Below are 13,212 nucleotides of genomic sequence, written 5' to 3' on the forward strand. Positions count from 1 at the left end.
TTTCAGGAGCAATAAAAGAACAAGGCGACCCCGAGGTCGCCTTGTTTCGTTTTATCTCTGCCGTGCAATACCGCTTTTTGCCCTCAGGCCAGCGACCTTGTCTCCCTGGCTGCCAGCACTTGCAGTGGCACCAGCCCCAATCGTCTGGCCAGAGGCTGCAACAACTCGCCATCTTCATCACCCTGCGGCAACCAGTAGCGGACAGGCCAGCCTGCTGCCAGCTGCGCCGCGGTGGTACTGCCAATCTCTCTGAACGCCAGAGTACAACCCTGCTGCCGCAATCCCGACAGCAGGGCACCATCTTGCTGCAGCATCGGCACCTGCAACACCAGCGGCGTACGAGAAGCCCCAGGCAGATAGGCCAGTAGATGGGTCAGCTGGGCCTGGTTGTCGAGCGGGACCAGCAGAGCCCGACCATCGGCATACTGCGCCTCGTGCGCTTGCAGCACACGGGCCAACACGGGCCCCAGCACACCGCACTCCTGCAGCCAGCGCATGTGGCAGGGCACTTCCTGCTCACGCCACTCAAGCGCCAATTGCCACATCTCGTTGCCCTGCCCGTCCGTCAGCGCCTGCAATGCCACTCGCAGCGGTGCTGGCTCGCGCCCCGCCAACCACTCTCGTAGCTGATGAAGCTGCTGCTGACTCAACTGCAACTGCTGCAGCATGGCTGGCTCAAACCAGCTGATCGCCCCCTCCTGGCTACGCTTGACCTGGTTAAGGGCCAGGATGGCCTGATCCAGCAACCGGGCGGCATCCTGTTGCTGCGCCTTGGCTACCCCGAGCCGACAGGCCAGATCGAAGCTGCACTCACGGGTCACGAACTCGAAATGGAGCAGATCCACCAACTCATGAATGGCGGTTTCCAGCGCATCATCTGCCTTGGTCAGCACCACGGCAAATTCGTCACCACCAAGGCGGTAAGCGTGACTGCCATGAGCCTGTTGCAGCTTGTTGGCCACCATCTGCAACAACCGATCACCGACCTGATAACCCAGCAGATCATTGACCTGCTTGAAGCGCTTGAGATCGAGCACCACCAGGGCGCTCACATCATCGGCATGCAGAGCGCGAGAGAGCTGCTCCTGCAGGGCACGGCGGTTGCCAAGCTGGGTCAGGGGATCGAGCAGGGCAAGCCGACGGTTCGCCAGATTGGCGCGAATGAGGGCAGCGACCAGAGCGCCACCGGTCAGTAGCAGGATCAGTTGCCAGATCTGCAGCCAGAACAGGCTGTTGCGGATTTGGCTGACCGAATGCTCCCGCTCCTGGCCGGAGAGGATCTGATCCCCTATCTGTTCGATGAGACGGGTCTGGCTGGCGATCGCCTCCTGCAAGCGGGCAAGCTCAGCCCCCTCGCGCAGCGCACCGGCCTCCATCTGGGGTTCGAGCTGCTTGATCTGCTCGAACAGGGTGGCCAGCACCTTGCCGAGTCCGTGCCGCTGGCGCATCTCGGCGGTCTCGCTGCTGATGAGGAAGATGTCGAGCCGGTTCCACAGCAGATCGTAATCGAGGCTCAGGGTCTCCATCGTCACTCTGCCGGCCCGATAGAGCTGCAGATCGTAGAGGAAACGCTGGGATTCGAGCATCACCTGGCTGATGTTCCAGTGGACATTGCGGTAGAAGGTATCGACCAGCTGCTCCTGCCGATGCTGCAGATAGAGGCTGCTGCCCGACGAGATCAGAAACAGCAGCGACACCGCAACCAACAGCAGTTTGTGGCGGGACAGCCCCATCAATCGACGATCTCGATGCGGGTCACCTGCCACACCATGCAGTTATGAATGGCAGGCACGTCCAGCTTGGGATAGGTGGTGAACGGGATGAGCAGCCATAGCGGCCCTTTGTTGCGCCGGGTCAGCGGTTTGCCGTCCTCCTGACGCACCAGGGTCAGCTGCACGCCGTCGAACAGGGCCAGATCCACCACCTGCTGATAACCGTTGAGGGCCGAGACGGCAATCTTGCGGGCATCCGGGATCCCTTGCGCCGCCAGCACGGCTGACAGGGTCGGCCCGCGATAGTGGTGGGCGCCCTGGGTCCAGGGGGTAGTGGTGGTGAACTCGGTCTGTGGCAAGGCGGAAAGGGCCGTCTCATCGAGGGTCACCTGCTGGCCGCCTGGCAGTACCAGGGTCATCAGGGGAATGGAGGCCGATACACTGGCACTGGCCAGCATCAAGAGAAAAAAAGCGATCCATTGCTTTACTGCGTTCATGCTAATTTGCGCCAACTGCGTCCCATTTTTTGTGGCTGCCAGTGTGGCGATTTCACCGATCCATTGCAACTGCCCGATCGCACACTAGCTCAGGGACCGCGCATCTCCATCCAGTTGTGCCCCTCGACTTGCCTCGGTTGATGAATGCCGCACGCCTCCAGCAACTCATCGACATAGGCGGGTACCAGCAAGGAGGCCGGCCCATAGCGTTTTTCGTCAAACTGGCTACCCACCTCGCTCGGCTCGAGATTGAGCTCTATGGTGTGGGCCCCGTTCAATCCCGCTTCGTGCACGAAACCGGCGGCCGGATAGACGGCGCCCGAGGTGCCGATGGAGATGAACAGATCGCACTGGGCCAGCGCACTATAGATGCGATCCAGCCCGAGCGGCATCTCGCCAAACCAGACCACGTGGGGGCGCATCGGCTGGGGGAACTGGCAGCAGGAGCAGAGCTCGTCCTGATGGAGATCCCCGCGCCACTCGATCACCTGACCGGACTCCGGGCAGCGAGCCTTGAGCAGCTCGCCGTGCATATGGATAAGGTTCTTGCTGCCAGCACTCTCGTGCAGATTGTCGATGTTCTGGGTCACCAGGGTGACCGTGCCGGGCAAAAGCCGCTCGAGACGAGCCAACGCATAGTGGGCCGGATTGGGGTGAACCTGGGGCTGTTGCAGCTGTTTGCGGCGGGAGTTGTAAAAGCGCAGCACCAGATCGGGATCACGGGTATAACCCTCGGGGGTCGCCACGTCCTCGACCTTGTGCTCTTCCCACAAGCCGTCGCAGGCACGAAAAGTCTTGATGCCGGATTCGGCAGAGATCCCCGCTCCGGTCAGGATCACGATATGTTTGTATGACTGCGCCATAAGCTGCTCCGTCTATCCCCGCATAATAGTGTGACCTTAGCACAGGGAAAAAAGCGCCACTATTCGCCCTTGGTCTTAAAAGCTTGGCGTGGCTGTGCGGGCAACCACTCATCCAGCACGGTCAGATCGAGCCTGACAAAAACCATCTCCCGCCCGGTTACCAGGGTCAGCGGCAGACCAAGGCGCTTGAGCAAAGTGAGCATGGGACGATTCTGGGCCAGCACCTCCGCGGTCCACTCACAGATCCCCTCAGCTCGGGCCAGCAGTGCCAGCGCCAGCAGAATGCGCCGTCCCGCCCCCTTGTGCTGGAAATGATCCGCCACGATGCAGGAAAATTCGGCACGCTCCGGATGGAGTCGACGCCGGATGGACTGGGCCTGAGCCAGTGGCTCACCGGCAAGATCGGTCAGCAACAGCGAGATCTGGTGTTCGGGATGGTAATTGAGAAATTGGGCCACCTGTTCCGGTGGCGGTGTCCGTTTCGGACGCATAAAGCGCAGATAGATGCTCTCTTCACTCAATGCATCGTAAGCAGCCAGCATGCGGGCAGGCGCCACCCCATGCAGCTCACGCAGCAAACACGGCACCTCGGAGACCTGCATCGCCAGTGGCAGCGCGGCCCGGGAAACCGGATGGGGCCAGCCCTCCAGCCCTTTGCCAAGGCGCTCCCGGTGCATGGGCCAGCAGAGGTAGCGCGGCATGGCTTACCAGCGCCCCGTCATACCGCGCTCTCGCCACACCTCGACGTCGAGCAGGTTGTAAGGATCATCCAGATAGACGGCGATCCCCAGCTCCCGAACCCTGGCCATAAAGCGTCCCAGCAGGGAGTCCATGGCCAATGACTCTATTTCGGGTAAAAGCGCCTGCCCCAGCAGCAAAGCGCTCAACGGCAAACGCTCCAGCAGATCGAATGGCAAATGCTGGCTGTTATCGAGTAGCAACGCCAGCTTGCTCCCCGCCAGACTCGCTTGCAGTACCAGCGCAAACCGCTCTCCATTGCTCAACAGGTGATCCCGACGATGGATCAATAATGTCAGCTCTGTGGGGCTACGTGACTGATCCGTCAACCACTCTTTAAGTGCCTCCCAGCGGCTGGGCAAGCCGGTCACCGCCAGCCAGACCGGATGAGGGGTCGCGGGACTGGAGAGCAGCCCTAGCTGACCCTGCACCTCCCCCTGCCAACGGCGGATGGAGCGGCGCTGGCCGCTCAAGCGCTGCTGACGCAGAGGCCCCAGATAGAGTCCGCGCAGCAACCTGAGCAACTCGTTGCCATCGAGTGGCTTGGCCAGTGCAGCCAGCACATTGAAACCGGCATCGTGCAGCAGACGGCGGGCACCGTCGATCAATGTCTGCTCGTGCGCCGACAAGAGAATGATCGGCAACCCGCTGCGCTGAATTTGCGGCTGGCTCATCAGCAGGCTGATGGCATCCTGCTCCACCAGACTGAGATCACACACCAGCAGACTGATGTCGCCAGCCTCCAACGCAGCAAGACAGGCAGTTTCATCCTGCACCCACTGGCAGGAGAGCCCCAGTTCGGCGATAGCTTGCTGTAACTGCATCCCCTGAAACGGGTGATCTTCTAGCAGCAGTACCCGCTTGGCCGCCAGCCAGTTGTTCCAGTCACGGTAACTGGCGGCAAGTCCTCCCAGCCAATCTTCACCAATGGCATAAATTCCCTGATGATGCTGCAACTCGGGGAAATAGTCCGCCTGCTGGTGAGCGGCAGGATCGTAAAGGGCAATGGCACCGGCCGCAAACAACCCTTCCCACTGCCAGCAGGCGTCCGGTTGGGTGCGCTGCAAAGTGACATAAGAGGGGAGTGTCGTGCTATTTGCCAGCTCATGGGAGGCCCGATCAAGCGCATACAGCAAGACAGGGCAAAAATCTGCCGCCTCGTGCTCTTCCGAGTCGAGCAATGCCAGCAGTTCTTCATCAGTAATGATCATCTTGGGTCCTTTTCGAGAAATGCTGGCTGAACTCATCCAACGCCCGGTTCAAACTGCTCTGTAGAGCTGGATGGGGGGCTTGTTGCCACTCGTCAATCACCGTCACCAGCGCCGTGGCTCCTACCATTCTGGCGGCCCCCTTCAGCTTGTGTAAAGCAGCATTCACGCCAACTTCATCTTCTTCTGTGCAGCAGCGTTCAAGTTCGGCCAAATCATCACGGGTAGCCTTCAGATAAAGGGCAGCCAGTTCATCGGTCAGCAACGAGGCAACCGGCGTCGGGGCGACAGCATTGCTCCCCTCTTTGCCAATATGGCGCAGCAAGGTCGCCAGCACCTTGAGGGCGACCGGCTTGTCCAGATGACCATCGCAACCGCAGGATTGCAGCTCCCTTGCCGCTTGCTCACTGAGATCTGCGGTGATCACATAGACCGGAAGACGGGCCCAACGCGCGGATTGGCGCAATTGCCTGCACAGTTCGGCCCCGTTCATCACCGGCATCTGCAGGTCTGTCAACACAAGATCCACCTGGTGCTTCACCAGCATCTCCAGCGCTAGCTGCCCATTGGCGGCACTGACTACGCTTGCACCGAGTTGCCCCAGTTGCATACAGATCAGCTCCCGGTTGACATCGTGATCCTCAACAAGCAGTACCCGCATACCAAGCCCGGGCTGCATCTCACCCACAGGTTGCTCTGATGTCATCCGTGGCTGGAACAGGCTGATCATGGTGCCCGGCACCCAGGACTCCCCCTGCCATGACCAGTGATACAGACTATCCTCGTCTCTCTCGGCCTGCAGCAGATCAACCGCACGACTGGCAACATGAATACCGAGCCTGGACAACCAGGGCGTGACCCCCAAAACCTCATCGTGAGGCAGTGAGAGGGATAACTGGCGTACTCTTGGCTGCCAATCGATATCTTGCTGAACCTGTTGCAACGGCAACTCGCAGAAGAAGCGGCTACCACCGCCCGGGCGTCCCTCGACATCGATCAACCCGCCCATCTGCTCGAGCAGCTGCTTGCAGATCGCCAGACCAAGGCCGGTGCCCGGCGCCCGCAACTGCCCTTCAACAGCAAACTGTTCGAATGGCATAAAGAGAGTAGGACGCATCTTGGCGGTGATCCCCGGCCCTTCATCATCGACCCCGAAGCGCAAGGTCGATGCGACTACCTCGACCCACAGCACCACTTCCCCACGCAGGCTGAACTTGATGGCATTGGAGAGCAGATTGTGGAGCACTTGCCGTACCCGATGGGGATCGAGAGTCAGCAAGGCTGGCAAGGCGGGGTCAAGCCGCAATCGTAATTGCAGCCGTTTGGATCTGGCCTTGCTCCAGTGCACCGCCGCCACGTGCTCGCACAGCTCGGCGAAATCGGTGGGCTGGGGCGAGAGGGAGAGTTTGCTGTTTTCGTTGCGACTAAAGTCGAGTACATCGTTGAGCAGGCCGAGCAGCTCATCCCCCGCCTGACGCACCCGCGCCAGCGCCGAATCCTGTTCTCTCGACAAAGGGGTGCTGGCCAGCCACTCAAGCAAGCCGAGCATGGCGTTCATCGGTGTACGGATCTCGTGGCTAATCGCCGCCAGGAAACGGCCCTTGGCCTGCACCGCCTGCTGCGCCTGTTCATGGGAGTGCTGCAATGCTTGATCCTGCTCGACCCGGGCAGTGGCATCCTGCATCACCGCATAAATTCGCCAACCATGCGGTTGACTGCGGCCACGGCCATAGAGCTGCAACCAGCGCAGACCCTTGGTCGGATGGTGATAGCGCAGGGTGAATGCGAAGGGTTTGCCAGCCTGCAACATGGCGAACATCTCACGGCTTACCCGGCGGCGATCCTCGCGCTCAAGCATAATGAGCACCCGTTTGGGCTCACGGCGGATCTGCTGGCTCGCCAGCCCCAGCAGCTCGTAACAGCCTCGGCTGATAAACTCGATGGCCCCTACCCGTCCCCGCTCGAACATAAACTGCAGCACCACGCCGGGGACTGTATTGGTCAGGGCACGCAGGCGGCGCTCTGCCTGACGTAGAAAACGGGCCTGCTCACGCAGCACACTGATATCCGACAGGGCGATGAGATCGGTGGCAGGTGCTTGCTTGTCCAGCCGCAGCGGATGCTGGGCATAGGCGAAGACCTGCTCCCCCAGCACCAGCTCCCCTTCGCTCTTTTGCGGCTGAACCGGCGGCAGCATCAACTGCTGAGAGTAGCGCAGGGCCAGACGTCGCCCCTGTTTATTGGATTTGATCACCTTGCCCTGGCTGTTGCGCAGATAGACGGGCACCGGCAACGCCTGAAACATGGTTTCCCGCAGCTCGCTCTCGATGGCCAGCGCCTTCTCGGCGGCGTGACGCTGGGCCACTTCCCTTGCCAGTTGCTGGCGGGAACGCCAGATCCCGCCGATGACAATACCGCTGATCAGCAGTGCCATGGCGATGGAGCCAAACCAGGCGGCGTAGCTCACACCGGGTTGCTGCACGACGAGCAAGCGGCGCCAGCGCTGGTTAAGTTCGTCGATCTGGGTGCTGGTCAGCGCCATCAGGTTGCGGTCCATCACACCGGCTAGCTCGGTCTGACTCTTGTTGATGGCAAAGCCTAGGCCGAAACGATCTTCCAGCTCCTCGATATCGAGCCCTTCCAGCAAGTTGGTACGCTGGGGATATTGCAGCTGATATAGCTCGCTCAGCATGGCGTCAGCCTTGCCTTGCTTGATCGCTGCTAACCCCTGCTCGAGGCCGTCGGTGCGAAGCCACTCCTGATCACCAAGCAGGGCGAGCAAGGAGGGATCGTAGAGGGATTCAGGTACCAGAATACGCTGCCGCTTGAGCTGGGTGATGCGATCGGCAGCCAACTTGCGCTTGCTGATCAAGGCAAACCGATTGGTGGAGATCGTCCGACTGAAAATGAACTGATCCGTCAATGCCGGGGATTCCGGCAAGCCGGCCATCATATCCGCCTCACCAAGGCGCAGCTTTTCTACGGCCTCCGCCTTGCTGGCTGCAGGTACCAGCTTGTATTTCAGGCCGGTCTCCTGGGTGACCCAGCGCAGCACATCCGCGCTCCACCCTTTCGGCTCCCCCAGATCATTGACACCGCTATAGGGCATCAACTCGGGATTGACCACAAGACGAATGGTGCGCCCGCGGCCGGATAACCAGGCCTGCTCGGTATCGCTGAAGTGGGGTTGGTTGACGTAGAGCGACCCCTGATCGAGATAACGGGCCAGATCGGTATAGATAGTACCGGCGGGCATATGACGGATCAGGGTGTCCACCAGATTGGCCAACTCAGGCTGATCACGCATCATCAAGCGATAGCTGATGATCCGATCCTCACCAAACAGGCGGCGCAGGCGCAAACCATCGGCAGGAAACTCGCGCATCAGATAGCGCAGTTGCAGATAGTCCCCCAGATAGGCATCACCCTTGCCACTCTGCAGCGCGTCGTAGACCTTCTCTCCGCTTTTTAGGGAAATAATGCGTGCCTGTGGATAGAGCTCGTGCAGCAGGCGGGCAGAGTCTGCCAGCGAGTAGACCAGAAAGCGTGCCTGTTTGAGATTTTCACCCTTGTAGAGGATGGCGGCATCGGTCTCCATCATCGGACGACTTAACCGCATGCCCTCCACGGCCTTCTTGCGGGTTCCGACATAGGGAATGATGTCGCAGTCACCCTCTGCGAGCCCGTTGCGCAATATCTGCCAATCGGGCAACTCTTTGAGCACGAGGGGAACCGGGAACAGCTCCTGCAACCGGGCGAGACGATCCTTGAGCAGACCCCCCTCGGCCATCAGGTATGGTGGAGGAAGCGTCGCAGGATAGCAGAGCGAGAGCTGACTCAGTGAATTTACATAAGCTTGGGTCGCCGGCGCCAACGGCAGCACTGTGGTCTGCAAAGGCTTGGCGTGCAATGGCAGTGCCAGTACGGCACCCAGAAGAAAAACGGGGAATTTGGTCATCTGAAAACAAAAGCCAGGCATCTGCCTGGCTTTTTATCACTCGTTGGGTTCAACATTTTCTACCCTGGCCTTGAGCTTCTGGCCAGGCCGGAAGGTCACCACGCGGCGGGCGCTGATAGGAATATCCTCGCCCGTCTTGGGGTTGCGTCCGGGACGCTGATTCTTCTCACGAAGGTCAAAGTTACCGAAGCCTGAAATCTTGACTTGTTCACCACGCTCAAGCGCCTGTCGGATTTCCTCAAAGAAGGCTTCCACCATATCTTTGGCTTCACGCTTGCTCATCCCGAGCTGGGTGAACAGGTGCTCTGCAATGTCGGCTTTGGTAAGCGCCATAGATCAATCCCTCAAGGATGCATTCAACTCTTCACCAAGGGCCCGCACGACATTGTCTACGGTCTCGGCAATCTCTTTCTCCTCCAGGGTGCGCTGGGTGTCTTGCAATACAAGACTGATGGCCAGGCTCTTCTTGTCCTCTGCCATACCAGCACCCTGGTATACGTCAAACAAGTTTATTCCAACTACCTGATTTCCGCCAACTTTTTTAATTACCGCAAGCACATCACCTGCCAGAACCTGACGATCGACTACCACGGCAATGTCGCGACGGTTCGCCGGGAACTTGGAAACTTCGGCCGCAACCGGCACCTTGGCAGGGGTCAGCTTATCCAGCTCCAGCTCAAACATCACCGCGCGGCTCTTGAGGCCCAGCTTCTTCTCGAGGCTCGGGTGGATCACGCCGATGTGGCCGATGATCTCGCCATTGCGCAGGATGGCTGCGCTCTGGCCCGGGTGCAGGGCGCTGTGCTCGGTGCGCTCGAAGGTAAAGGTGGCCCCTTCGGCGGTCAAGTCCAGCACCGCTTCCAGATCTCCTTTCAGATCAAAGAAGTCGGCTGCGCGGGTTTTGATATCCCAGTGTTCGTCGCTCTGGTTGCCAGTGATGATACCGGCCAGCATCGGCTCCTGACGGATACCGTTCTCGGCGCTTTCATCCTTGATGAAACGCAGACCCTGCTCGAACAGACGCACACGCGGCTGCTGACGATTCTGGTTGTAAACAACGGCTTGCACCAGACCCGGGAACAGAGAGACACGCATCGCGGACATTTCGACCGAGATCGGGTTCGGCAGCACGATGGCATCGCTCTGCGGGAACAGGGTTTGCTGGGTCTTGGGATCGACGAAGCTGTAGGTGATCGCTTCCTGGAAACCGCGGTCAACCAGCAGGTCGCGCACGCGCTTCAAGGTCACCTGCCCTTCTGCCTGCTCCACCATCGCCAGAGAAGCGGCGGGTTTCAGGTTCGGGATGTTGTTGTAGCCGTAGATGCGAGCCACTTCCTCAATGAGGTCTTCCTCTATGGCGATATCGAAACGCCAGGAGGGTGCCAGCGCAGTCCAACCGTCAGCATCCACAGTGACCTGCATGCCGAGGCGGGTCAGGATCTCGACCACCTGAGCGTCAGCCACTCTGATACCGATCACCTTGTCGAGCTTACTGCGACGCAGCTTGATGGGGGCCGCTTTCGGCAGATGGGCATCGGATTTGACCTCGATGACCGGACCCGCTTCGCCGCCGCAGATCTCCAACAGCAGACGGGTGGCTCTGTCCATCACCTTGGCTTGCAACTCCGGATCCACCCCGCGCTCGAAGCGGTGGGAAGAGTCGGTGTGCAGACCGTAGGCACGGGCACGGCCGGTGATGGAGAGCGGCGCGAAGAAGGCGCACTCCAGCAGGATGTCGGTAGTGGTCTCGGATACACCAGTGCGGTTGCCGCCGAAGATACCGGCCATGCAGGCAGGACCTTTGGCATCGGCAATCACCAGGGTGGTATCTTTGAGCTTCACTTCGTTGCCGTCGAGCAGGGTCATCGGCTCGTCAGCGTGGGCGCGACGTACCACCAGTTCCCCTTCCAGGGTAGCCAGATCGAAGGCGTGCATCGGCTGACCGTATTCCAGCAGCAGATAGTTGGTGATGTCGACGATGGCGTCGATGGAGCGAATGCCGCCACGGCGCAGCTTCTCTTGCATCCAGAGCGGGCTCTGGGCCTGCAAGTTCAGCCCCTTGATGACGCGGCCCAGATAACGGGGGCAATCAGCTGGTGCTTCAACCCGGATCGGGAAAGTTGCATCAATAGTGGCAACAGCTGGTGCCCAGGTCGGCTCGACCACGTCGACGCTGTTGAGCACGCCGATTTCACGGGCCAGACCGGCGATACCGAGACAATCGGCACGGTTCGGAGTCAGATCAACATCGATGGAGACGTCGTTCAGATTGAGGTAGTCACGAATATCGGTACCGATGGGGGCATCGGCCGGCAGCTCGATGATGCCATCGGCTTCAACGTCGATACCCAGCTCACTGAAAGAGCAGAGCATGCCGTGGGACGGCTGACCACGCAGTTTGGCTTTCTTGATGGTTAAATCACCCGGCAGGGTCGCCCCTACTTTGGCCACACACACTTTCAAGCCCTGACGGCAGTTTGGCGCGCCGCAGACGATGTCCAGCAACTCGGCCTCACCCACGTTGACCTTGGTCACCCGCAGCTTGTCGGCGTCAGGATGTTGGGCGCACTCGACCACTTCACCCACCACCACATTGTTGAACTGGCCAGCCACCGCTTCCACGGCGTCCACTTCCAGACCGGCCATGGTGATCTGCTCGGCCAGCGCGTTGTCACTCAACTCGGTGCGGACCCACTCCATCACCCAGGATTTACTGAATTTCATGTTCTCTCGCCCTTACTTGAACTGCTTGAGGAAGCGCAGGTCGTTTTCGAAGAAGGCACGCAGGTCGTTGACCCCGTAACGCAGCATGGTCAGGCGCTCAACGCCCATGCCGAAGGCAAAGCCCGAGTATTTTTCCGGATCGATGCCGACCGAACGCAGTACGTTCGGGTGAACCATGCCGCAGCCCAGCACTTCCAGCCACTTGCCGTTCTTGCCCATTACGTCCACTTCAGCGCTCGGCTCGGTGAACGGGAAATAGGAAGGACGGAAGCGAATGGTCAGGTCTTCCTCGAAGTAGTTGCGCAGGAAGTCGTGCAGAATGCCCTTCAGCTCGGTAAAGCTGGCATGCTCGTCAACCAGCAGGCCTTCAACCTGATGGAACATCGGGGTGTGGGTCATGTCGTAGTCGTTACGATAGACGCGGCCCGGTGCAATGATGCGGATCGGCGGCTGCTGATGCTCCATGGTGCGGATCTGCACACCGGAGGTGTGGGTACGCAGCATCAGATCAGGATTGAAGTAGAAGGTATCGTGATCGGTACGCGCCGGGTGATGAGCCGGAATATTCAGCGCATCGAAGTTGTGAAAGCCATCTTCAATCTCGGGACCACGGGCAACCTTGAAGCCCATCTCGCCAAACAGGCGCTCGATGCGCTCGATGGTGCGGGTTACCGGGTGCAGACCGCCATTCTCGATGCGACGGCCCGGCAGGCTGACATCGATGGTCTCGGCAGCCAGCTTCTGGTTCAGCACAGCAACTTCGAGCGCTTCACGACGCTCGTTCAGCGCATCCTGAACCTGCTGTTTGGCCTGGTTGATCACGGCGCCCGCGGCGGGACGCTCTTCGGCAGACAAGGCACCCAGGCCCTTCATCTGCTCGGTAAAAAAGCCCTTTTTACCCAGATATTTGACCCGGATTTCGTCGAGGGTCGCGATATCGCTCACGCCCTCAATTTCGGCTCTGGCTTGGCCGACTACTTCTTCAAGCTGTTGCATGTCTTCCTCGTCACCACTCCCGATACAGGAGCCTTTAGGCTAAATAAGGTCAAGAGGGGAATAATACAAAAAAAGCCCCTTCGCTGACCATAGTTAAGGTGGGCTTTTCTCCCTACAAATCATTTTGTTATATCAAGCGAGTCTCATCGATTTACCGTCACTCTTTAAATAGTAGAATAAAGACATGGTTTGTTGGCATACAATCCATTTATAGAACTAGTGATCTCCCACATGTCACTTTGTATGGAGAAAACTGTAGCGCGTGTAAAACAGTGGACAAAACGTGGACGGGAGAAAGAAAAACGTGATGTAAAACCGTGAATGACATGTCTAGTCCTGAAATAGGTTTACACATTTTCAACTAGCATTTTTCTACTCAGAACCCCCTATGTACCGCATCGGGGGTTCTGTATTTCAACGCATGATGCGGCCGCTCCATGTTGTAAATATCCACCGCTTCACGCACCATTTCCCGCGCTTGCGTCAAATCCTGCGGGCTTTGCAACAATAACTCTC

At 59.2% G+C, this 13,212-nt stretch carries 10 protein-coding genes; all 10 read right to left on the reverse strand.

What is annotated here, in order from left to right; genetic code table 11:
• Positions 1-83: 83 nt before the first annotated feature.
• Positions 84-1,733: a diguanylate cyclase domain-containing protein gene (locus G5332_RS16415; protein WP_421172921.1), complete on the reverse strand. Its 1,650-nt coding sequence runs from the start codon at positions 1,731-1,733 to the stop codon at positions 84-86.
• Positions 1,733-2,209, reverse strand: a complete 477-nt coding sequence (locus tag G5332_RS16420) for a hypothetical protein (RefSeq protein ID WP_421172922.1) — start codon at positions 2,207-2,209, stop codon at positions 1,733-1,735. The genes G5332_RS16415 and G5332_RS16420 overlap by 1 nt, the downstream gene beginning before the upstream one ends.
• An 89-nt stretch (positions 2,210-2,298) precedes the next feature.
• A complete protein-coding gene (gene cobB / locus G5332_RS16425) occupies positions 2,299-3,072 on the reverse strand; it encodes a Sir2 family NAD+-dependent deacetylase (RefSeq protein ID WP_421172923.1) in 774 nt (257 codons plus the stop codon).
• A gap of 59 nt (positions 3,073-3,131) precedes the next feature.
• On the reverse strand, positions 3,132-3,773 hold the full coding sequence (locus G5332_RS16430; protein WP_421172924.1) for a GNAT family N-acetyltransferase: 642 nt from the start codon (positions 3,771-3,773) through the stop codon (positions 3,132-3,134).
• Between the two features lie 3 nt (positions 3,774-3,776).
• Complete coding sequence (locus G5332_RS16435) at positions 3,777-5,021, reverse strand: response regulator (protein ID WP_421172925.1); 1,245 nt, start codon at positions 5,019-5,021, stop codon at positions 3,777-3,779.
• Positions 5,008-8,997, reverse strand: coding sequence for an ATP-binding protein (locus G5332_RS16440; RefSeq protein WP_421172926.1), 3,990 nt, complete (start codon positions 8,995-8,997; stop codon positions 5,008-5,010). The genes G5332_RS16435 and G5332_RS16440 overlap by 14 nt, the downstream gene beginning before the upstream one ends.
• A gap of 15 nt (positions 8,998-9,012) precedes the next feature.
• Complete coding sequence (gene ihfA, locus G5332_RS16445; protein ID WP_005300715.1) at positions 9,013-9,309, reverse strand: integration host factor subunit alpha; 297 nt, start codon at positions 9,307-9,309, stop codon at positions 9,013-9,015.
• 3 nt (positions 9,310-9,312) lie between these two features.
• Positions 9,313-11,700 (reverse strand): phenylalanine--tRNA ligase subunit beta, encoded by a 2,388-nt coding sequence (gene pheT / locus G5332_RS16450; RefSeq protein WP_421249810.1) that lies wholly within the window; start codon positions 11,698-11,700, stop codon positions 9,313-9,315.
• A gap of 12 nt (positions 11,701-11,712) precedes the next feature.
• Positions 11,713-12,696, reverse strand: a complete 984-nt coding sequence (gene pheS, locus G5332_RS16455; RefSeq protein WP_005336686.1) for a phenylalanine--tRNA ligase subunit alpha — start codon at positions 12,694-12,696, stop codon at positions 11,713-11,715.
• Positions 12,697-13,072: 376 nt separating this feature from the next.
• Positions 13,073-13,212: integrase core domain-containing protein (locus tag G5332_RS16460; RefSeq protein WP_421172929.1), on the reverse strand; the 140-nt coding region annotated here is incomplete at its 5' end.

Origin of the sequence: Aeromonas sp. 603757, from assembly GCF_049171255.1 — a bacterium.
GTDB classification, from domain to species: Bacteria; Pseudomonadota; Gammaproteobacteria; order Enterobacterales; family Aeromonadaceae; genus Aeromonas; species Aeromonas veronii_A.